Raw genomic sequence first — 21,630 nt, forward strand, 5'->3', positions numbered from 1 at the left:
GCTCAGGTCAGGCCCAGCGCCGGCATCAGGTAGTAGAAGGTGAAGACGGCGGCGACCACGTACATCGCGGCGGGGATCTCCTTGCCGCGCCCGGCCGCGAGCCGCAGCACCACGAAGGTGATGAAGCCCATGCCGATGCCGTTGGTGATCGAGTAGGTGAACGGCATCATCACCATCGTGATGAAGGCGGGGATCGCGATCGTGTAGTCGGCCCAGTCGATCTCCTTGACGGAGTTCGCGAGGATCAGGAAGCCGACCGCGAGCAGCGCCGGAGTGGCCGCCTGCGACGGGACCATGGTGGCGACCGGCGTCAGGAACAGCGCCGCGGTGAACAGGCCGCCGGTGACGAGGTTGGCGAAGCCGGTGCGGGCGCCCTCGCCGACGCCGGCCGTGGATTCCACGAAGGCCGTGGTGGCCGAGGAGGAGCTGGCACCGCCCGCCGCGACCGCGAGGCCGTCGACGAAGAGGACCTTGTTGATGCCGGGCATCTGGCCCTGGGCGTCGGTCAGCTTGGCCTCGTCGGAGACGCCCATGATCGTGCCCATCGCGTCGAAGAAGCACGACAGCAGGACCGTGAAGACGAACAGGATGCCGGTCAGCATCCCAACCTTGTCGAAGCCGCCGAACAGGCTGACCTCGCCGACCAGGCCGAAGTCGGGGGTGGCGACCGGGTTGCCGGGCCACTTCGGGGTGGTCAGACCCCAGGCGGGGATGTCCGCGACCGCCTCGATGATCACCGCGAGGACGGTCATGGTGACGATCGAGATCAGGATGGCGCCGGAGACCTTGCGCACGATGAGCGCGAACGTCAGCAGCGTGCCCACGATGAAGACCAGCACCGGCCAGCCGTTGAGGTGACCGTCGCTGCCGAGCTGGAGCGGGACGGTGGTCTGGGCGGCGTCCGGGATGCGGGAGACGAAGCCGGAGTCCACCAGGCCGATCAGCATGATGAACAGGCCGATACCGATCGAGATCGCCTTGCGCAGCCCGAACGGCACCGCGTTCATCACGCGCTCGCGCAGACCCGTGGCGACCAGCAGCATCACCACGAAGCCCGCCAGCACCACCATGCCCATGGCGTCCGGCCAGGACATCCGGGGCGCGAGCTGGAGCGCGACCACCGAGTTCACCCCCAGGCCCGCGGCCAGCGCGATCGGCACATTGCCGATGACGCCCATGAGGAGGGTGGTGAAGGCCGCCGTCAGCGCGGTGGCGGTGACCAGCTGACCGTTGTCGAGCTGGTGGCCGTACATGTCCTTCGCGCTGCCCAGGATGATCGGGTTCAGCACGATGATGTAGGCCATCGCGAAGAAGGTGGCGAAGCCGCCACGGATCTCACGGGGCAGGGTGCTGCCGCGTTCGGAGATCTTGAAGTAGCGGTCGAGGGCGCCGGATGCGGGCATGTGCTTGGTGGTTCCTACGAAGAGAAGTGGTCAGACACAAACCGTTTCAGTATGAACATATAAAGCTCCGAACAGCCATCTCCGCGCGTAGACCGAAAGGAGTCGTACGGACTCGTAAGCTGTCCCCCATGGCCGGATTCTTCACGGGACCCATCAAGCACGAGGCGCCCGAGCCCCTGGAGGGGCCCGTCGTTCCCACCATCGTCGGCGGCACGATCATCTGGTTCGTCCTCTTCCTGGTCCAGCTGCCGTTCTACGGCTGGTTCGAGGACCATGGGCACACCTGGTGGCTGTGGACCTGCCTGGCCGGCGCCGGTCTCGGCCTGATCGGCATCTGGTACGTCCGCAAGCGGGACGCGGCCATCAAGCGGGCCGCCGCCGCGTCCCAGTAGCCACGGCGTACAACCACGGCACCATTTCGCCCCGTTGCCCGTCCTCCCCAGGTCGGATCTTCCGCGCACTCGGCGGGTGAAGCCGTAAATCCGCACGTACCGTCGAATGCATGACGCACATCGACGCGGGCACCGAAGTCGATTCCGAACACGCGCTGCCCGCTCCGGTGGGTACCGGCGGGCTCACCGCCGCCGAGGTGGCCGAGCGGGTCGCGCGGGGGCAGGTCAACGACATCCCGGTGCGCAGCAGCCGGTCCATGGTCGAGATCGTCCGGGCCAACGTCTTCACCCGGTTCAACGCGATCATCGGCGTGCTCTGGCTGATCATGCTGTTCGTCGCGCCGATCCAGGACAGCCTGTTCGGCTTCGTCATCCTCGCCAACACCGGCATCGGCATCGTCCAGGAGTGGCGCGCCAAGAAGACCCTGGACTCGCTCGCCGTCATCGGCGAGGCCCGGCCCACCGTCCGGCGCGACGGGGTGGCCGCCGAGGTGACCACCGCCGAGATCGTGCTGGACGACCTGATCGAGATCGGACCGGGCGACAAGGCCGTCGTGGACGGCGTGTGCGTCGAGGCCGACGGCCTGGAGATCGACGAGTCGCTGCTCACCGGCGAGGCCGACCCGGTCGTCAAACGCCCCGGGGACCAGGTCCTCTCCGGCAGCTTCGTGGTCGCGGGCGGCGGCGCCTTCCAGGCCACCAAGGTGGGCCGCGAGGCCTACGCCGCCCAGCTCGCCGAGGAGGCCAGCCGGTTCACCCTCGTCCACTCCGAGCTGCGCTCCGGCATCTCCACCATCCTCAAGTACGTGACCTGGATGATGATCCCGGCCGCGCTCGGCCTGGTGGTCACCCAGCTCGTGGTGAAGGACAAGGACCTCGACGACTCCATCGCCCGGACCGTCGGCGGCATCGTCCCCATGGTCCCCGAGGGCCTGGTCCTGCTCACCTCCGTCGCCTTCGCCATCGGCGTCATCCGACTTGGCCGAAAACAGTGCCTCGTCCAGGAGCTCCCCGCCATCGAGGGCCTCGCCCGCGTCGACACCGTCTGCCTCGACAAGACCGGCACCCTCACCGAGGGCGGCATGGACGTCACCGAGCTGAGACCCCTCGGCGGCCATGACGAGGAGTACATACGCAAGGTGCTGGGCGCCCTCGGCGAGTCCGACCCGCGCCCCAACGCCTCCCTCCAGGCGATCATCGACGCCTACCCCGACACCCAGGACTGGCGCTGCACCGAGTCGCTCCCCTTTTCCTCCGCCCGCAAGTACAGCGGCGCCACCTTCAGCGAGGGCAACGGCGAGTCCAGTACGTGGCTGCTGGGGGCGCCCGATGTGCTGCTCGCCCCCGACGACGGCGCCCTCGCCGAGACCGGGCGGCTCAACGAACAGGGCCTGCGCGTCCTGCTCCTCGCCCGCACGGCACGCGACCTGGACGACTCCGAGCCGGCCGTGGACGCCAAGCCGGCCGCGCTGGTCGTCCTGGAGCAGCGGCTGCGGCCCGACGCCGGTGACACCCTGCGCTACTTCGCCGAGCAGAACGTCCGGGCCAAGGTCATCTCCGGGGACAACGCCGTCTCCGTGGGCGCGGTCGCGGCCAAGCTGGGCCTGGAGGGCAGCACCGTCGACGCCCGGCTGCTGCCGCGCGACCAGGACGGCATGGCGGAGGCGCTGGACTCGGGCACGGTGTTCGGGCGGGTCACCCCGCAGCAGAAGCGGGACATGGTGGGCGCGCTCCAGTCCCACGGGCACACCGTCGCGATGACCGGGGACGGGGTGAACGACGTGCTCGCGCTGAAGGACGCCGACATCGGGGTGTCCATGGGCTCCGGGTCCGAGGCGACCCGGGCGGTGGCGCAGATCGTGCTGCTCAACAACAGCTTCGCGACGCTTCCTTCGGTGGTCGCCGAGGGGCGGCGGGTCATCGGGAACATCACCCGGGTCGCCACGCTGTTCCTGGTGAAGACCGTGTACTCGGTCCTGCTGGCGGTGCTGGTGGTCTGCTGGCAGGTGGAGTACCCGTTCCTGCCGCGGCACTTGACGCTGCTGTCCACGCTGACCATCGGCGTCCCGGCCTTCTTCCTCGCCCTCGCGCCCAACAAGGAACGGGCGAAACCGCACTTCGTGCGGCGGGTGATGCGGTACTCGATCCCGGGCGGCGTGGTGGCGGCGGCCGCGACGTTCCTGACGTATCTGATCGCCCGTCACCATTACGTGGGTGAGGGTGCGTTGGACGCCGAGACCAGTGCGGCGACGCTGACGCTGTTCCTGATCTCCATGTGGGTGCTGGCGATCATCGCGCGGCCGTACACGTGGTGGCGGGTGGCCCTGGTCGCGTCCATGGGGCTGGGGTTCGTGCTGGTCCTGATGGTGCCCTGGCTCCAGGAGTTCTTCGCGCTGAAGCTGGTGGGGGTCACCATGCCGTGGATCGCGGTAGGGATCTCGGTGGTGGCGGCGGCCGCCCTGGAGTTCGTGTGGAAGTGGGTCGACCGCCGGTTCCCTGCGTGAGCTGAGGTGGGGGCGCGTTGTCGGCTGCGGGCCCGGTGGGGGCTTGTCGCGCCCACGCGGCGGAGCCGCACATTGATACAGCCCCGCGCCCCTGAGGGGGTTTCGGCTACTGGACGTCTATGGCGTCGCCCTTGGCCGACACCGGCGCCGTGCTCGTGATGCCCGCGTACGTGAAGCGGTAGTAGCCGTCCTCCACCGCCGTGACCGTCGTCTTCAGGGCGCCGTCCGTGGTGGTCTTGATGCCCTTGACGTTGGTGTACGCCGAGGTGCCCGCCTTGCGGAACTGGAGCGTGACCTTCTGGCCGCTGGGCAGGCCCACGTACTTGTTGCTGTCCCAGCTGGCGCGGGTCAGCTTGCCGGTGACCGTGATGGTCTTGCCCTTCTTCACCGGCTCCGGGGAGGCGTTGACCGTCAGCCTGGACACGCGCTGGACCAGCGTGCTGCCGAGGTCGCCCTGCTCGGCGTAACCGACCTTGGTGATGTCGTAGTTCTCGCCGAGCGGGTCCTGGCCGTTCTGCGCGAGCGCGAGGGCCGCGCCCTTCCAGGCGCCGGCGTCGGAGTTCACCAGCTCGCCCTCGGACGGGTAGATGTCGATCTTGCCGGTGCAGTTGGCGGCGGTGGCCGAGGTGGCGGTGCAGGTGGCCGGCTTGTTGCCGAACAGCATGGCGTCGGGGGCCGCGAGGGAACCCCGGTAGATGTACGGGCCGGTGGCGAAGTCGTCGGCCTTGATGTCGATGTCCGCGGCGTGGGTCATCGTGTAGGTGACCGTCGTCGAGACCCGCTCGCTCGCGCCGACCTTGACCGTCTTGGCGATCTTGAAGTTGGAGAAGGAGACGTCCATGTCGTACGGGGCGTCCGCACGGGTGCCGAAGGCGCTCTTGGCGTGGGCGGCACGGACCTTCGCGACGTCGGCGCGGTAGGCGGAGACGGAGTCGTCGGCCTGCGCGGACGGCACGGCGAAGGCGGACAGGGCCAGGGCGCCGGAGACGGCGGCCACAGTGGCGCGAATACGCATGCGTTCCCCAAATGGTCGTGAAGGGAGCCTGGATGCTCCACATCATCAGAGGGACGCCAGGGGCGTTCGGTTGCCCCGCACATCCCCAAAACACGGACGTCCGGCCCCGGATGGCTTCCGGGGCCGGACGTACCGTGAGCGGCAGGTGTTACTGCACGTCGATGAAGTCACCCGTGGCGTTGACCGGCGCGGTGCTCGTGATGCCCTTGTAGACGAAGCGGTAGTAGCCGTCCGTGGAGGCCGTGACCGTGGTCTTCAGGGCGCCGCCCGTGAGGGTCTTGATGCCCTTGACGTTGGAGTACGTCGTGGTGCCCTTCTTGCGGAACTGGAGCGTCACGCTCTGGCCGCTGGGCATGCCCACGTAGGTGTTGGAGTCCCAGCTGGCGCGGGTCAGCTTGCCGCTGACCGTGATGGTCTTGCCCTTCTTCACCGGCTCCGGCGAGGCGTTGACCGTCAGCTTGGAGTAGCGCTGGAGGTTGAAGGAGTTGGTGTAGTCCTTCACGGCGACACCGACGTTGTCCAGGACCGGGTTCTCCGGGTCCTCACCGTTGAAGGCGACCGCGAAGGCGGCGGCCTTCCAGGCGCCCGCGTCCTCGTTCAGCAGCGTGTACGGGTCGATCTCGACGGTGGCCTTGCAGGAGGCGGCCGTGGCGGAGGTGTCCGTGCAGGTCGCGTCGTTGCTGTCGTACCACCAGATGGACTCCTCGAAGGAGGCACCGCGGTACAGCTCGACCCCCGCGAAGAAGTCGGCGGCGTGGATGTCGACATCCGCGCCGTGGGTGAGGGTGAAGGAGACCGGCACCTTCACGATGTTCGTGGTGCCGACCTTGATGTTGCCGCCGGTGCCGACCTTGACGTTGGAGAAGGTGGCGTCGAGGGCGTAGGGAAGGCCTTCCTCGGCCGTGGCGTAGGCCGACTTGCCGGTGGCCGCGTGGGCGGCCTCGCTCGCGGCGCTCAGCTCGACAGGCTGCCGCGAGTCGTCGGCCTGCGCCAGCGGCGCGGCGACGGCGGACAGGACGAGGGCGCCGGAGACGGCGGCCACGGTGGCGCGAATACGCATGTGTTCCCCAGTGTGGAGAGGGGCCCCGACGGTGGTCGTTCCCTACGGCTCGTCGTCGGCCGGGGCCCAAGTGATCGTGGAGCCTGTTGGCTCGCATGATCAGATCTGCGACTCGTGCGAATGGTTGTACGTCGTACGAAAATTTTGTGAGGAGTTTTGCGGGGCCGGCCGAGGGTCAGTCGAACCAGCGGTCCCGGGCCAGTTCCTGGGTCCGGGAGGAGTCCTCCAGCAGCGCCGCCACCTCGAAGCGGCGCGGCCACTGCCCGGCCGCCCAGGCGAGTCCCGCGGCGACGCCCTCCAGGGTCGCGGCGTGCAGGACGCCGTCGTCGGTGAGCCGCCAGTCGATCTCCACACCGTCCACGACGAGCTCCTCGTGCTCGACGTACGAGGAGGGCGTCCGCGGCCCCAGCAGCACCGCCACCGACTCCGGTACGTCGTGCTCGGTGCCCTCGGAGTCGACCTCGCCGGTGACGGACTCGCTCAGCCGCCGCACCTGGAACAGCTCGGCCAGTTCGGCGGCGCGGGCCGGCCGTACCGGGAGCAGCGGGACGCCCTCGGTGAAGGGGAGCAGGTCGGGCGAGTCGACGACCACGGCGTCGGCCGCGTCCACCACCTCGACCCGGCCGTCGACCACGGCCCGCAACTCGTCCGGCAGGGTCACCTGCTCGGGGTCGAGGTCGGCCAGGGAGCCGTACAGGGCGTGCAGTTGGGCGCCGGTCACCCGGCGTTCGGGATCGGCCAGCCGGTCCAGCAGCTCCGCGGCGCCGCCCGGCTCGTCCAGCAGCGCGGCGACGGAGGTCCGCACACCCAGCGCCCGCAGCACCTGTTCGTCGTCGAACCCGGTCGCGTCGGCCTCGTCGTACAGGCCACGCAGCAGCGGGTCGCCGCCGACGGCGAGGAGCCCGGCGGGGCGGCGGCCGTCGAGCACCGGGTGCCCGCGCAGCCACCAGGCGGTGTAGGGCCGTACGACCTCGTGCGTGCCGTCCGGGAGGAGGATGCGGACCTGCTGGGTGAGGGCGTCCCGGAGCGGGGGCCGGGCCAGCAGGGCGAGGGCCTGGGGCCATTTGTCGTCGTCGACCAGGTCCAGGTCGCGCACGGCGACCAGTTCGGTGGCGACGGGCGGCACCGGGGTGTCCGGGAAGCGGTCGAGGATGTCCTCGCTCCACACGTCCACGGCGTCCAGCAGCCCGGCGTCGTCGGGCTCGGCGAAGTCCCCGTCGCGGGGCTCCAGTTCATCGGGGTCGAGAACGACGTCGGTGGCCCTGACCAGCGCGAATCCGGCCAGCACCCCACAGGCCGCCAGGGGCTGTTCGCCCCACTTGTCGGCCAGTTCGGCGTCCACGGCGGCGAGTTCGCCCTCGCGCATGACCTGGTGGAAGGGGCTGCCGGGCAGGACCAGTTCGCCCGCGGGCGCCAACTCCCCTTCCTCGTCGGGCAGGGCGAGTGCGCCGAGCCAGGGCTCGTCGCCGGGTTCGAGGTCGGCGTCCCGGACCAGGGCCAGCACGGTGTCGGCCAGCTCCTCGGCGTCGAGGGTGTCCTGCTCCCAGTCGAGGCCGCCCTCGTCGTCCAGGGAGGCGGCGACCGCGGCCCGTACCTGCGGGGTGGTCAGCACGGCCCGCGGGGTGGCGGGCAGCGCGCCGAGCTTCTCCAGCAGCGGGTGGGCGGCGTCCGGGTGGGCGACCTTCAGACCGAGCCGGGCCAGCACCTCCGGTTCGATCCCGGCGCCGTCCGCGGAGGGCAGCAGGATCTGGCGGGGGCCGATGGTGGTCCGCCCGTCGGCGAGCGGCACGGGCAGCCCGGTGAGCCGGTCGGGGTCGACCCCGGCGAGGCTGTCGTAGAGCCGCCGCCACCAGCCGGGGTCCTTCTCCAGGCCGGCCAGCCGGTCGACGGCGTCGGTCAGCGGCACCCGGGCGACCCCGAGCGTGCGCAGCTCCACGCGGCGCTCCAGACCGGCGGGCAGCAGGGTGGGCAGCACCTCGGCGAGGACCTGTACGGTCTCCGCGCCGGCGCCCTCCACCACTTCCGCCTCCCGGGGCCGCAGCGACTCGGGGAGGTCGTCGGTGGCCTCGGCGGCCGGCGGCAGGAACGCGGTGCGCGGCAGCCGCTGAAGGACCGCCGCCCGCAGCGCCCCGTCCAGTTCGCCCTTGCCGAGCGGGCCCGGCACCAGGTCGATGATCCCGGCGGTCACCGGCCGCCATGCGGCGAGCAGGGCGGCGTAGGCGTCGGCGGCCCGCTCCACCAGGAAGTCGGTCAGCGGGCCGGGCGCCGCGCGCCGCCGGGTGGTGTCCAGCGGGAAGGACGCGATGAGCAGCGCGGGCACCCCGAGGGCCTCGTCGCTGGGGGTCGGGGCGTGCACGACGGGGCTGGTGCGCGGCCGGAGCGGGGCCCCGTCCGCGTCGACGGGCACGGCCCAGGTGACGGACCAGTGCGGCCGCAGCCGCTCCTCCACCGGCCGGTCGGCCAGCAGCTCGGGGGTGAGCGGCCCGTGCGCGGCGGCGGTGTGCCAGCGCGTGGTGCCGTCCCGGGAGTCCTCCACGACGGTGCAGGCGTCCTCGGAGCGGCGACTGATCGTCCGCACGGCGTCGGTCTCGACGACGACCTCGGTGAGCCCGGGGAGGGCGAGCAGGAGGGCGTCGTCCACGGCGTGCAGGAGCCGCTCGGCCAGGTCGGCGGCGGCCGTGTCGCGCAGCGGCAGGATGACGGCCGTGTCGTAGGGGGCGGGGGCGGTGCCCTCGGCGGCGAACGGGAGCCTGAGCAGCGGTACGTGTCCGTCGCGGCGCCGGATCTCGTCGCCGAGGCCGGGGCTGTGCCGGGCGGTGTCGGCGGCGAGTTCCCGAGCCTCGGCCAGGGACCAGCGGACCCCGCCGTGCCGGCCGACCACGGCGGGTTCGTCGGTGACGGAGAGGACGGCGGCGAAACCGACGCCGAAGCGGCCGATGGACGGCGTGTCGCGTTTGGCGGAGGCGCGGAGCGTGGCGAGCGACTCGACACCGGCGGCGTCCAGCGGGGCGCCGGTGTTGGCGGCGACCAGGACGCCGTCGCGCAGGGTGAGCCGGAGCCGTCCGGGCACGCCCGCGCGGGCGGCGGCGTCGGCGGCGTTCTGCGCGAGCTCCACGACGAGACGGTCCCGGTAGCCGCCGAGGACGAGGTCCTCCTCGGCGTTGGCGTCCTCCCGGAACCGGGCCGGGCTGGTGGCCCAGGCGTCCAGCACCCCGCGCCGCAGCCGGGCGGTCCCGAACGGATCCGCTCCCTCGACGGCCGGCCGCACGAACTTGCTCACGTTCACTCCACTCATCGCTGGGCCGCCGATGTGTCCGGTGCGGATGGGTTGGCGCCGGGCAGGCTGAAACTTACCTGCCGTGCCTTGCGAGTGACCCGACTCCGCCCCCGGGCAAACCTACGAGTGACCGAGATCCGCCGCGTCCTCGTCCGACACCGCCGGAACCGAGCCGGAGTCGGAGGCCGGGCGGAGCGGGAACGGGTCGACCGTCGTCTCGTCGATCACCGGTGCGGCCGGCTGCGGGGGCTTGGGCATGACGGCCGCCTCGGAGTGGCCGCCGCAGCCGTAGGTCAGGGAGACCACCCGGCCGTCCGCCGGGGCGAACTCGTTGGCGCAGACACCGAAGGCCTGGCCCAGTGAGCCGCCCAGCGGCATCAGGAAGCCACAGCTGACACAGGCGGCGGGGGCGGCCTGCGCCATCGGTGTCTTCGCGCCGAACGACTCCTCCCACCGGTCCGCGGCCACATGGAGGCCGTAGCGGGACAGGACCCGGGCCCGGCGCATGCCGAGCTCCTCGGCGACCGCGGCGATGGAGCCACGGGTCGGGGCGACCGGCAGGTTCGCGGGGGTCCCGCCGGTGACCTCGGCGTCCTCCGCCTCCACCAGCTCGGCCATCTCGTGCGAGACGGGCGAGCTGGGCACCGGCTCGTCCTCGCCGGAGTAGCCGGGCTCCAGGCGGAGGTCCTCGGCGTCGGTGGGCAGGAGATCGCCGGGGCCCATGTCGCCGGGACGGAGCCGCTCGCTCCAGGGCACCCACTCGGGTGCGAGGAGGGCGTCCGGGCCGGGGAGGAGCACGACCTCGTCCAGGGTGACGATCTTCGCGCGGGAGGCCCGGGCCACGGTGACGGCCCAGCGCCAGCCGCGGTAACCCATTTCCTTGCACTCGAAGAAGTGCGTGACAACGCGGTCGCCCTCGGAGACCAGGCCCGCGTGCTCCCCGACGACGCCGGGCGCGGCGGCCTCCTCGGCGGCGGTGCGGGCGAGGTCGGTCGCCTCGGCGCACAGGCGGTCGGGGGTGCGGCTTCGCGTGGTCGCTGCGCTCACAGGTATCGCTTCTCTCCTACGCCGTCTCTCTGGTGCGGCTGCCTGAAGGCGGCGGGGCGGGCGGACGGAGCGGACCGAAGGACCGCGTCGACGTCCGCGCCCCCTCGCACTCGGGCGCACCTGTCACCATCCATTCTGCGGGATGGCCGAGATACGCACGCTACCTGTTCACCGGCGCTCGGCCTACACCGACGGTCGCAAACCACTGACAAAGCCGCGCCCATACGCGCGGTAACCGCACTACGCAGGCCCATCTCGGGGCACTATGACGTCGTGGCAGCCGCGCGGACGCCTCAGGGAGCCACCGGGATCGGTGGGGACAGGGGCCGCAGTCGAGGCGGCGGTTCGGGCCGAGTCGGCGGTGCCGTCCGCTCCGTCGGACGTGCCCTGCATCTTCCGGTCACCGGCACCGCGCGGGGCATCCGCAAGGCGACCCACGCCCAGGGCGCCGGTGAGTCGGGGCTCGGCAAGCTGATCGAGCTGCACGGGGTGAACGGCGCCGGGGACATGATGATCACCGTCGCCCTGGCCTCCACGGTCTTCTTCTCCGTCCCCACCGACGAGGCCCGGGGCCGGGTCGCCCTGTACCTCGGCATCACCATGGCACCGTTCACCCTGCTCGCCCCGGTGATCGGGCCGCTGCTGGACCGGGTCCCGCACGGGCGCCGGGCGGCGATGGCGAGCGCGATGCTGGCCCGCGCCTTCCTCGCGCTGATCCTGTCCGGCGCGGTGATCACCGGCAATATCGGGCTGTATCCGGCCGCCCTCGGCGTCCTGGTGGCGTCGAAGGCGTACGGCGTGGTCCGCAGCGCGGTCGTGCCCCGGCTGCTGCCGCCCCGCTTCTCGCTGGTGAAGGCGAACTCCCGGGTCACCCTGGGCGGGCTGCTCGCCACCGGTGTGGCCGCGCCGATCGGCGCCGGGCTCCAGGCCATCGGACCGCGCTGGCCGCTCTACGGCGCCTTCGCGATCTTCATGGTGGGGACGTTCCTGTCGTTCACGCTGCCGGCGAAGGTCGACTCGGCCAAGGGCGAGGACACCGCGCTGCTGGCGGCGGACGCCCAGCATCTGCACGGGCCGCATCTGAAGCCGGTCAAGCGGCCGGGGCTGCGCACAGTCGGCACGGCCGTCACCCACGCCCTGGGCGCCAACGCCTCCCTGCGCTGTCTGTCCGGCTTCCTGATCTTCTTCCTGGCCTTCCTGCTGCGTGAGCATCCGCTGGCCGGGCAGAGCGCCGCGGTGTCGCTGGGGATAGTGGCCGTCTCGGCCGGGGTGGGCAACGCCTGCGGCACGGCGGTCGGGGCCTGGCTGAGATCGCGCGCCCCGGAGATCATCATCGTGGTCGTGGTGGCCTGTGTGCTGGGCGCCGCGATCACCGCCGCGGTCTTCTTCAGCCCCGCGCTGGTGGCCGTCCTCACCGCGGTCGCCGGGTTCTCGCAGGCGCTGTCCAAGCTGTCCCTGGACGCGCTGATCCAGCGGGACGTGCCGGAGCTGGTCCGCACGTCCGCCTTCGCCCGCTCCGAGACGCTGCTGCAGATGTCCTGGGTGCTCGGCGGCGCCATCGGCATCGTGCTGCCCCTGAACGGCACCCTGGGCCTGTCGGTGGGCGCCGCCATCGTCGCCGCCGGCTGGCTCACCACGGTCCGTGGCCTGATCGGCTCGGCCCGGCACGGCGGCGGTACCCCGCGTACGAGGGTGGCGTAACGCACGGCACGCCGTACCCCCACGTAAAGAGAGCACAGGACGCGCCCGATAGCCTTCGCCCATGACCACGCTGCAATCCGCCCTGCGACGCCGCCGCGCCGTCGCCGCCGTCGGCGCCGTTTCCGCCGGACTGCTCGTTTTGTCGGCCTGCGACAAGCCGACGCCGATGGCCACGATCACTGTCGGTTCGTCCTCGGTCAGCGAGGAGGCCACCTGCGGTGGCGAGGGCGAGGCCCTCAAGACCGCGGACCTGACGGAGTGCCTGAAGGACACCGACATCAAGTCCATCACCGTCGACCCGGACGAGACCGTGCGCATCGGTGTCGACCCGGAGATCGCCGACAAGCGCTGGACGATCCTGATGAACGGCCAGCCGCTCACCGAGGACTTCGACAAGACCTACACCACCATCCCGGGCAGCGTGTTCTTCAACGCCCAGTACGGCGCGCAGGGCGACTCGACCCTGGTCTCCATCAAGGCCGGCGACGGCGAGGAGCAGAGCCAGGTGGTCACCGGTCTGTGGTCCTTCAAGTTGAAGAAGGACGACTGATCGCGCCCCTGGCACGCATCCTCGTGGCCACCGCGGTTCCCGCCGAACGGGACGCGGTGGCACGGGCGTTCCCGGGGACCGTGGAGCACGTGCACCGTCCCGGCGTCAGCCTGGTCCGCACGAGCGGCAGCTGTGATCTGCTGGCCGCCGGTGTCGGCCCCGCCGCTGCCGCCGCCTCCACCGCCGCCGCGCTCACCGCCGCCGCGCTCAAGGGCCGCCCCTACCGTCTCGTGGTCTGTGCCGGGATCGGCGGGGGCTTCCAGCCCGGGGCTCCCGTCGGCTCGCTCGTCGTCTCCCGCACGATCACCGTGGCCGACCTCGGCGCCGAGACCGCCGACGGCTTCCTCCCCGTCACAGAACTGGGGTTCGGGCTGGTCACGCACATTCCCCCGCGATCACTCGTACGGGACGCCGTCCAGGCGACCGGCGCCCGCTCCGGCACCGTCCTCACCGTCTCCACCGTGACCGGCACCGCCGCCCGCGCCGACGCGCTGCGCGCCCGGCACCCGGACGCCCTGGCCGAGGGCATGGAGGGTTTCGGCGTGGCCGAGGCGGCCGACGCCCAGGGGCGGCCCGTGCTGGAGATCCGTGCGATCTCCAACCCGGTCGGCCCCCGCGACCGCGCCGCCTGGCGCATCGGCGAGGCGCTTGAAGCGCTCACCGAGGGCTTCGGGAAGCTCGCACCCGTCCTGGAGAGTTGGAACACGGCATGAGCCTGCGCATCGCCTACTCCCCCTGCCCGAACGACACCTTCGTCTTCGACGCCCTCGCCCACGGCCGCGTGCCCGACGCGCCCGGGCTGGACGTGACGTTCGCGGACATCGACATCACCAACGGCATGGCCGAGCGCGGTGAGTTCGATGTGCTGAAGGTGTCGTACGCGGTGCTGCCCTATGTCCTCGACCAGTACGCGCTGCTGCCCTGCGGCGGGGCGCTGGGCCGGGGCTGCGGGCCGCTGGTGCTGACCCGGGAGCCGGGCCTGGACCTCACGGGCCGTACGGTCGCGGTACCGAGCGAGCGGTCGACGGCGTATCTGCTGTTCCGGCTGTGGGCCGCGGACACCCTGCCCGGCGGTGTCGGGCGGATCGTGGTGCTGCCGTTCCACGAGATCATGCCGGCCGTGCGGGACGGGAAGGTGGACGCCGGACTGGTCATCCACGAGGCGCGGTTCACGTACCAGAACTACGGTCTGCACAAGCTCGCCGACATGGGCGAGCACTGGGAGCACAGCACCGGGCTGCCCATCCCGCTCGGCGCGATCATCGCCAAGCGCTCCCTGGGCACCGAGCGGCTGACCCGGCTCGCCGAGTCGATCCGCGCCTCGGTGCTGGCCGCCTGGGACGACCCCGAGGCGTCCCGGCCCTATGTCATGGAGCACGCCCAGGAGATGGACCCGGCCGTCGCCGACCAGCACATCGGGCTGTACGTCAACGAGTTCACCGCGGGTCTGGGCGAGGACGGCTACGCGGCGGTCCGCGGTCTGCTGACCCGTGCGGCGGCCGAGGGACTGCTGCCGCCCCTCGGCCCGGGTGCGCTCGCGTTCCCCTGAGGGGCTTGCCTACACGTCGAGTTGGTCGGCGACCGCGCGCAGCAGGCCCGCGATCTGCTTGCCGGAGGTCTTTTCGGGGTAGCGGCCCTTCTCCAGCATCGGGGTGATGTTCTCCAGCAGGGTCGTCAGGTCCTGCACGATCGAGGCCAGCTCGTCGGGCTTCTTGCGCTGTGCCGCCGCGACCGAGGGGGTCGGGTCGAGAATGGTGACGGAGAGCGCCTGGTCGCCGCGCTGACCGGCGACGACCCCGAACTCCACTCGCTGGCCCGGCTTGAGCGTCTCGACTCCGGCGGGGAGGACCGAGGAATGGACGAAGACGTCACCGCCGTCGTCGCGGGAGAGAAAGCCGAAGCCCTTCTCGCTGTTGAACCACTTGACCTTGCCGGTAGGCACGTCTGTCCTCGTCCTCGTACTCGTCGGAAAACTGCTTCGGAAAACGGCTCTTGATAGCACTCGGGCGGGTCGACCTCGACCCGCCGGTACCAAGGCTAATGGTCTTCGGGCGGGTGACAAGACGTCCCCCGGTTGTTCCTTCGGGCAGGGAACTACCCTGGTCCGGTGCGTGACAAAACCCAAACGAATTCCGCCGCGCCCGGTGACCGACTGATCCGAGTCGGTGGGGTCGTGTTCATCATCGGTGCCGTGGCCACTGTGGTCACGGTGGCCCCGCTGCTGCTCGGATCGACGCCATTTCCGACCTACATGTTCGGGCTGAGCATGCTGATGGGCGTCGGTTTCCTGATCGCGGGCGCGGGCGTCTTCCGGTCGATCGCGGCGGGGCGCCGTCAGGCGCGGGCCGGCCAGTAGCCCGCGAGCCACGCCGGGAAGCGCGTGAGGTCGGCGAGGACGATGTCGGCGCCGGCCGCGCGCAGGGCGTCGGCGTCGTAGGGCCCGGTGGCGACGGCGACGGACAGCGCCTCGGCGGTCCGGGCGCCGCGTATGTCGCCCAGGTGGTCACCGACGTAGACCCCGGCGTCGTACTCGCGCAGTGCCTCCGCCTTCCGCTCCGCCCACAGGTCGCCGATCACCGCGTCGGGCCGGATGCCGAGGTGCTCCAGGTGCAGCTTGGCGTTCGGCTCGTACTTCGCGGTGACCACGATCGCCCGCCCGCCGGCCTCCCGTACGGCGGTGACGGCCTCGGCGGCGCCGGGCAGCGCGGGCGTCGCGGCGATGGCGAACTCCGGGTACATCGCCCGGTACAGCTCGGCGATCTCCGTGAGCCGCTCCGCCGGGAACCAGTTGACCAGCTCCTCCTCCAGCGGCGGCCCGAGCCGGGTGACCGCGAGATCGGCGTCGACGTAGGTCCCGGTGCGCTCGGCGAGTGCGGTGTAGGTGGCGTGGATGCCGGGCCGGGAGTCGATCAGGGTCATGTCGAGGTCGAAGCCGACGGTGAGCGCGGGCGCGGGGTTCGCGGTGGAGGCCATATGGGCCATTGTGCCCACCTCGTACGGCGGGCCTACTTCCGCCTCTGCGACCGCCACACCAGGTACAGCGCCGAGGCGACCGCGGCGCCCCGCACCACCCAGGGCCAGGTCTCGGCGAGCGCGTCGTTCATCCGGCCCTCGGCGACCGGCTCGCCCCAGCGGCCCTCGGTACGGCCCCACAGCCACACGATCCCGGCGGTGACCGCGAGCCCGGGGAGCACCAGGACGGCGCCCTTCTTCTCGGCGTCGGTGAGCCTGCGCGAGCCGTACGCGAGCAGCCAGCCGAGGATCAGCACCACGAGGTTGCCGATGACGGCGCCGGTGAGCAGGAGCACGGCGGCGAGCAGCAGGAGCGGGTTCTGCCAGCTCTTGCGGGCGGGGAGGGCCACCCCGAGCAGGCGGCGCCGCGTGGGGGCCGCCTCGGTCTCCTCCTCCTCGGCCCGCTCGACGGCGGCGGGCTCCTCCGCCCGCTTCTTCGGCTCCTTCGGCGGTGGCGGCCGGAGCAGCTCGGGGATCTCGACCCCGCCGACGAACCCCGGGACCTCGTCCCCGACTCCGAACGGACTGGAGTCCACCCGCCACCAGTCGGGCTGAAGGGCGCTGTCGCCCAACTCGTGCGTACCGGCGAGATGGGGCGGCGAGGGCACGTCGGCGGCCGGGGACTCGGCCTCGGCGCGCCGCGGCCGGGGCACGATCCGCCGCGGCCGCTTCTCCTCCCGGTCCGGCTGCACGGGCACGGCGGCGGCCGGTGCCCGCGGTGCGCCCCCGGTGGCCCCGGCGGCGGTGACGACCTCGTCCGGGGTGCCCAGGCGGTCGATGATGCGGCGGACGGCGGCGGGAGAGTCGACGGGGACCTTGGCGCGGCGCCGGTCGATCTCGTTGCGCAGCTCGGACACGAGCCGCATCCGGGTCGCCGAGGGCAACTGCCGCTGCTGGGCCACGTCACCGACGCGGCTCAGATACTCGTAGACGACCTGATCGCTCTCAATACCCACGAAGTCCCCTCCGGGGTCGGAATGTTGAAACCCCGTCGGCACGAAGGTACCGCGCCGGGGCGGACATCTTGGTCGCGCGCAGCCGCGCCCACCGACACACCCAACCGCTAACGTGGGCCGGATGAGCGATCCGGCACCCTCGCCCCGTTCCCTCGCGGAAGCGCTCCGCGCGCGGGACGACGCCTCCCTGGCCGTACTCCTGCGCAGCCGCCCCGACCTCATCACCCCGGTGCCGACGGACCTCACGCAGCTCGCGACGAGGGCCGGGACCCGGGCCTCCGTGGTGCGCGCGCTGGAGCGCCTGGACCGGTTCGCGCTGCAGACCGCCGAGGCGCTGGCCGTTGCCGCCGACCCGGCGCCGTACGGCGAACTGCTCGCGCTGATGGCGGGTGACGGCGGTGACCCGGCGGTCGAGGGCGCCCTGCCCCGGGCGGTCGCGCTGCTGCGCGAGCAGGCCCTCGTCTGGGGCGACGACGACCGGCTCCGGCTCGTCCGCACCGCCCGCGAGCTGCTCACGCCCACCCCGCAGCACCCGTCCCCGACCGGCCTCGGTCCGACGGTGCGGGAGGCCACCGCGGGCATGTCCCCGGGCCGGATCCAGGAGATCGTCGCCGCCGCCGGGCTGCCCTCCACCCACGACGCCGTCTCCGCGGTGACCGACCTCACCGCCCTGTTCGGCGACCGGCGGAGGATGTCCGCGCTGCTCGCCGGGGCCTCCGCGGACTCTCTGGAGGTGCTGTCCCGCCTGGTCTGGGGCCCTCCGTACGGGCAGGTCACCGCCGATCCGGCGGCCCGGCTGCGCTGGCTGCTGGACCGCGGGCTGCTGCTGCCGACGACGCCGGGGACGGTCGTACTGCCCCGCGAGGTGGCCCTGCATCTGCGTGAGGGCCGCGCGCACCGGGCCACCGAGCCGCTGCCGCCCGCCGTGGAGGCCGCGGCCACCCACCGTCCACAGGTTGTGGACGCGACGGCGGCCGGGGAGGCGTACACGGCACTGGCGACCGTGGAGGAGCTGCTGAAGGACTGGGACGAGGGCGGCCCGGCGGTGCTGCGGGCGGGCGGGCTCAGCGTCCGTGACCTCAAGCGCACCGCGGTGGCCCTGGACGTCGCCGAACCGGTCGCCGCGTTCTGGGTGGAGCTCGCCCACGCCGCCGGACTGCTCGCCTCCGACGGCGAGGCGGACGAGCGCTACGCCGCGACCCCCGCCTACGACGAGTGGCTGGAGCAGGCACCGGACCTGCGCTGGGCGCAGCTGGCCCGGACCTGGCTGACCGCGACCCGGACCTCGGGCCTGGTCGGCGGCCGGGACGCCAAGGACCGCACCCTCTCCGCGCTCGGCCCCGGCCTGGACCGCTCCGCCGCCCCCGAGGTACGGCACCGGGTGCTGGCCCTGCTGGCCGGGCTGCCGGAGGGCGCCGCCCCGAGCCCGGAGTCGGTGCTGGCGCGGCTGCGCTGGGAGCGCCCGTTGCGCGGGCCGCAGCAGGACGAGGACCCGCGCGGACAGCTCGCCGAGTGGACGCTGGTGGAGGCCGAGCGGCTCGGGGTGACCGGCCGCGGCGCCCTGTCGGCGCACGGCCGTGCCCTGCTGGGCCTGCCGGAGGCGAAGGGCCACACGCCCGAGCCGGAGCCCACCGGCCCCGGTGACAAGCTCCCGGTCCACCACCACCGCACCGCCCCCGTCGCCGCCCTCTCCCCGCCCGAACAGGCCACCGCCTCCGCCAGGGCCGCCCGGCTGCTCGCGCCGCTGCTCCCCGAGCCGCTGGACCACGTCCTGCTCCAGGCGGACCTGACCGCGGTGGCCCCCGGCCCGCTCCGGCGGCCCCTCGCCGACATGCTCGGCGTGCTCGCGGACGTGGAGTCCAAGGGCGGCGCCACGGTCTACCGCTTCACGCCGGGCTCGGTGCGCCGTGCCCTGGACTCCGGGCAGGCCGCCGCCGACCTGCACGCCTTCCTCACCGTGCACTCGCGCACGCCGGTGCCGCAGCCGCTGACGTATCTGATCGACGACGTGGCCCGTAAGCACGGGCATCTGCGGGTGGGGGCGGCCTCCGCCTATGTCCGCTGCGACGACGACGCCGTCCTCAACGAGATCCTCGCCGACAAGCGGGCCGCGGGCCTGCGGCTGCGCCGGCTCGCGCCGACCGTGCTGGCCGCCCAGGCCGATCCGGCGGGGTTGCTGGACGGACTGCGTGCGATGGGCTTCGCCCCGGCCGCGGAGTCCGCCGAGGGCGACGTGCTGATCACCCGGGCCCTGGCCCACCGCACCCCGCCGCGCACCGCGCCCGAGCCGGTCCCCGACGGCCCGCCGATGCCGGACGCGACCCTCCTCTCGGCCGCGATCCGCGCGATCCGGGCGGGCGACCTGGCCTCCACCACCCCGCGCAAGCAGACCCCGCTGGCCGGTGGCGAGCTCCCCCGCACCGGCTCCGCCGAGACCCTCGCCACCATGCAGGCCGCCGTCCTCACCGGCGAGGCCCTCTGGATCGGCTACGTCAACGCCGAGGGCGCCGCCAGCCAGCGCGTCATCGCCCCCATCCGCGTCGAGGGCGGCTTCGTCACGGCCTACGACCACACCGCGGACGAGGTCCGCACCTATCCGCTGCACCGGGTGACGGGGGTGGCGGAGCTTGCGGAGGAGTAGCCGGGGTGTGATCCACGCCCGCCCGTGATCGGCCCCCCTTCAGGCACACTGGACGTTTGGACCAGTCCGGAGGGATGCGTACGTGAACGGACCGCTGATCGTCCAGTCCGACAAGACCCTGCTCCTGGAAGTCGACCACGAGCAGGCCGACGCATGCCGTCGGGCCATCGCGCCGTTCGCCGAGCTGGAGCGGGCGCCGGAGCACATCCACACCTACCGGGTGACCCCGCTGGGGCTGTGGAACGCGCGTGCCGCCGGGCATGACGCCGAGCAGGTCGTGGACGCGCTCGTGCAGTTCAGCCGGTACCCGGTGCCGCACGCGCTGCTCGTCGACGTCGCCGAGACCATGGACCGGTACGGCCGGCTGACGCTCTCCAAGCACCCCGCGCACGGGCTCGTCCTCACCACCACCGACCGGCCCGTGCTGGAGGAGGTGCTGCGGTCCAAGCGGATCGCGCCGCTGGTCGGGGCCCGGCTCGACCCGGACACGGTCATCGTCCACCCCTCCGAGCGCGGGCAGATCAAGCAGACGCTGCTGAAGCTGGGCTGGCCCGCCGAGGACCTCGCCGGGTACGTCGACGGCGAGGCGCACCCCATCGAGCTGGCCGAGGACGGCTGGGCGCTGCGGCCGTACCAGAAGCAGGCCGTGGAGAACTTCTGGCACGGCGGGAGTGGGGTTGTCGTACTTCCGTGCGGCGCCGGGAAGACCCTCGTCGGGGCCGGGTCCATGGCGCAGGCCAAGTCGACCACGCTGATCCTCGTCACCAACACCGTCTCCGCCCGGCAGTGGAAGCACGAGCTGGTGAAGCGGACCTCGCTGACCGAGGACGAGATCGGTGAGTACAGCGGGACGAAGAAGGAGATCCGGCCGGTCACCATCGCCACGTACCAGGTGCTGACGACCCGGCGGAAGGGCGTCTACCCGCATCTGGAGCTGTTCGACTCCCGGGACTGGGGTCTGATCGTCTACGACGAGGTGCATCTGCTGCCCGCGCCGGTCTTCAAGTTCACGGCGGATCTCCAGGCGCGGCGGCGGCTGGGGCTGACGGCGACGCTGGTGCGGGAGGACGGCCGTGAGTCGGACGTGTTCTCGCTGATCGGCCCGAAGCGGTTCGACGCCCCGTGGAAGGAGATCGAGGCGCAGGGCTACATCGCGCCGGCGGACTGTGTCGAGGTGCGGGTGAACCTGACCGACTCCGAGCGGCTCGCCTACGCGACGGCCGAGCAGGAGGAGAAGTACCGCTTCTGCGCCACGACCGCGACCAAGCGGAAGGTGACGGAGGCGCTGGTACGGCGGTTCGCGGGGCAGCAGATCCTGGTGATCGGCCAGTACATCGACCAGCTCGACGAGCTGGGGGAGCATCTGAACGCCCCGGTCATCAAGGGCGAGACGTCCAACGCCCAGCGCGAGAAGCTCTTCGACGCGTTCCGGGAGGGCGAGATCAGCGTGCTGGTGGTGTCCAAGGTGGCGAACTTCTCGATCGACCTGCCGGAGGCCACGGTCGCCATCCAGGTCTCGGGCACCTTCGGCTCCCGCCAGGAGGAGGCTCAGCGGCTGGGCCGGGTGCTGCGCCCGAAGGCGGACGGACATAAGGCGCACTTCTACTCGGTCGTCGCCCGCGACACGATCGACCAGGACTTCGCCGCCCACCGTCAGCGTTTCCTCGCCGAGCAGGGCTACGCGTACCGGATCGTCGACGCGGACGAGCTGCTGGCGGAGGGCTGAGCCGCCGGGCTCACTTGCGGCGGACGCCGGCTTCCTCGCCGTACTCGCCGAGGACGACCACGTCGAAGGCGGCGCCCGCGAAGACCTTCACGGCTCGCAGGGCGTCGCCGAGGCGGTGGTGGTGGCTGCCGAGCACCGGACTGGCTCCGGACGCCGGGGGGCGGCCAGGGGCTGGGGTGATGGTTGCTGCACTCATGTCTCCATGGTTGCTCGCGAGGGGTAAGGAGGGCATCGGTCCCCCGGGCGAATCGGCGGCGGGGCGCCGTACGTCTGTGGGCCGACCCGTACCCCCGGGGAGGAGGGGCTCGTCCCCTAGGGGACGACCGAAATCCGTTGGCTTCTCTCT

18 protein-coding genes are annotated in these 21,630 nt (G+C 72.2%); 9 read left to right on the forward strand and 9 right to left on the reverse strand.

The window, feature by feature from the left end; all coding sequences use genetic code 11:
* Positions 1-2: 2 nt before the first annotated feature.
* Entirely contained in the window at positions 3-1,403 is a 1,401-nt protein-coding gene (locus tag STRCI_RS18630) for an NCS2 family permease (RefSeq protein ID WP_269660094.1), read from the reverse strand.
* A gap of 128 nt (positions 1,404-1,531) precedes the next feature.
* Here STRCI_RS18630 and STRCI_RS18635 point away from each other — a divergent pair, with 128 nt between their 5' ends.
* Together STRCI_RS18635 and STRCI_RS18640 are read left to right on the forward strand one after the other, a co-directional pair.
* A complete protein-coding gene (locus STRCI_RS18635; protein WP_269660095.1) occupies positions 1,532-1,795 on the forward strand; it encodes a DUF2530 domain-containing protein in 264 nt (87 codons plus the stop codon).
* Positions 1,796-1,905: 110 nt separating this feature from the next.
* Positions 1,906-4,299: a cation-translocating P-type ATPase gene (locus tag STRCI_RS18640; protein ID WP_269660096.1), complete on the forward strand. Its 2,394-nt coding sequence runs from the start codon at positions 1,906-1,908 to the stop codon at positions 4,297-4,299.
* Positions 4,300-4,405: 106 nt separating this feature from the next.
* Here STRCI_RS18640 and STRCI_RS18645 read toward each other — a convergent pair whose 3' ends face one another.
* From STRCI_RS18645 to STRCI_RS18660, 4 genes are all read right to left on the reverse strand, one after another.
* Positions 4,406-5,314, reverse strand: coding sequence for a hypothetical protein (locus STRCI_RS18645; protein WP_269660097.1), 909 nt, complete (start codon positions 5,312-5,314; stop codon positions 4,406-4,408).
* A 148-nt stretch (positions 5,315-5,462) separates the two neighbouring features.
* Positions 5,463-6,374 carry a hypothetical protein gene (locus STRCI_RS18650; protein ID WP_269660098.1) on the reverse strand — a complete coding sequence of 304 codons (912 nt, stop codon included), beginning with the start codon at positions 6,372-6,374 and terminating at the stop codon, positions 5,463-5,465.
* A 175-nt stretch (positions 6,375-6,549) separates the two neighbouring features.
* On the reverse strand, positions 6,550-9,654 hold the full coding sequence (locus STRCI_RS18655) for a sacsin N-terminal ATP-binding-like domain-containing protein (protein ID WP_269660099.1): 3,105 nt from the start codon (positions 9,652-9,654) through the stop codon (positions 6,550-6,552).
* Positions 9,655-9,771: 117 nt separating this feature from the next.
* A complete protein-coding gene (locus STRCI_RS18660) occupies positions 9,772-10,698 on the reverse strand; it encodes a DUF3027 domain-containing protein (protein ID WP_269660100.1) in 927 nt (308 codons plus the stop codon).
* A 273-nt stretch (positions 10,699-10,971) separates the two neighbouring features.
* On the opposite strand from STRCI_RS18660, the gene STRCI_RS18665 reads away from it, so the two are divergent.
* The 4 genes from STRCI_RS18665 to STRCI_RS18680 all read left to right on the forward strand — a co-directional run bounded on the left by STRCI_RS18665 (position 10,972) and on the right by STRCI_RS18680 (position 14,498).
* Positions 10,972-12,399, forward strand: a complete 1,428-nt coding sequence (locus STRCI_RS18665; protein ID WP_269660101.1) for an MFS transporter — start codon at positions 10,972-10,974, stop codon at positions 12,397-12,399.
* 61 nt (positions 12,400-12,460) lie between these two features.
* The gene (locus STRCI_RS18670; protein ID WP_269660102.1) at positions 12,461-12,949 is read left to right on the forward strand and encodes a DUF2771 domain-containing protein; all 489 of its coding nucleotides are present in this window, start codon (positions 12,461-12,463) and stop codon (positions 12,947-12,949) included.
* Positions 12,950-12,972: 23 nt separating this feature from the next.
* On the forward strand, positions 12,973-13,662 hold the full coding sequence (locus tag STRCI_RS18675) for a futalosine hydrolase (protein WP_269660103.1): 690 nt from the start codon (positions 12,973-12,975) through the stop codon (positions 13,660-13,662).
* The gene (locus STRCI_RS18680; RefSeq protein ID WP_269660104.1) at positions 13,659-14,498 is read left to right on the forward strand and encodes a 1,4-dihydroxy-6-naphtoate synthase; all 840 of its coding nucleotides are present in this window, start codon (positions 13,659-13,661) and stop codon (positions 14,496-14,498) included. Before STRCI_RS18675 ends, STRCI_RS18680 begins: the two co-directional genes overlap by 4 nt.
* A gap of 9 nt (positions 14,499-14,507) precedes the next feature.
* On the opposite strand, the gene STRCI_RS18685 is transcribed toward STRCI_RS18680, so the two are convergent.
* Positions 14,508-14,891 carry a cold-shock protein gene (locus STRCI_RS18685; protein WP_269660105.1) on the reverse strand — a complete coding sequence of 128 codons (384 nt, stop codon included), beginning with the start codon at positions 14,889-14,891 and terminating at the stop codon, positions 14,508-14,510.
* A gap of 165 nt (positions 14,892-15,056) precedes the next feature.
* Here STRCI_RS18685 and STRCI_RS18690 point away from each other — a divergent pair, with 165 nt between their 5' ends.
* Entirely contained in the window at positions 15,057-15,305 is a 249-nt protein-coding gene (locus STRCI_RS18690; RefSeq protein WP_041819783.1) for a hypothetical protein, read from the forward strand.
* Here the strand turns inward: STRCI_RS18690 and STRCI_RS18695 are convergent.
* The gene (locus STRCI_RS18695) at positions 15,284-15,931 is read right to left on the reverse strand and encodes an HAD family hydrolase (protein ID WP_269660106.1); all 648 of its coding nucleotides are present in this window, start codon (positions 15,929-15,931) and stop codon (positions 15,284-15,286) included. The two genes, STRCI_RS18690 and STRCI_RS18695, sit on opposite strands and share 22 nt — an antisense overlap.
* A 23-nt stretch (positions 15,932-15,954) precedes the next feature.
* Positions 15,955-16,917, reverse strand: coding sequence for a hypothetical protein (locus STRCI_RS18700; RefSeq protein ID WP_269660107.1), 963 nt, complete (start codon positions 16,915-16,917; stop codon positions 15,955-15,957).
* A gap of 121 nt (positions 16,918-17,038) precedes the next feature.
* On the opposite strand from STRCI_RS18700, the gene STRCI_RS18705 reads away from it, so the two are divergent.
* Both STRCI_RS18705 and STRCI_RS18710 read left to right on the forward strand, forming a co-directional pair.
* Positions 17,039-19,558: a helicase C-terminal domain-containing protein gene (locus tag STRCI_RS18705; protein ID WP_269660108.1), complete on the forward strand. Its 2,520-nt coding sequence runs from the start codon at positions 17,039-17,041 to the stop codon at positions 19,556-19,558.
* A gap of 82 nt (positions 19,559-19,640) precedes the next feature.
* Entirely contained in the window at positions 19,641-21,284 is a 1,644-nt protein-coding gene (locus STRCI_RS18710; protein WP_269660109.1) for a DNA repair helicase XPB, read from the forward strand.
* Between the two features lie 10 nt (positions 21,285-21,294).
* Here the strand turns inward: STRCI_RS18710 and STRCI_RS18715 are convergent, their stop codons facing one another.
* Positions 21,295-21,480, reverse strand: a complete 186-nt coding sequence (locus STRCI_RS18715) for a hypothetical protein (protein WP_269660110.1) — start codon at positions 21,478-21,480, stop codon at positions 21,295-21,297.
* Positions 21,481-21,630: the final 150 nt, after the last annotated feature.

Source organism: Streptomyces cinnabarinus (assembly GCF_027270315.1).
Classification (GTDB): domain Bacteria; phylum Actinomycetota; class Actinomycetes; order Streptomycetales; family Streptomycetaceae; genus Streptomyces; species Streptomyces cinnabarinus.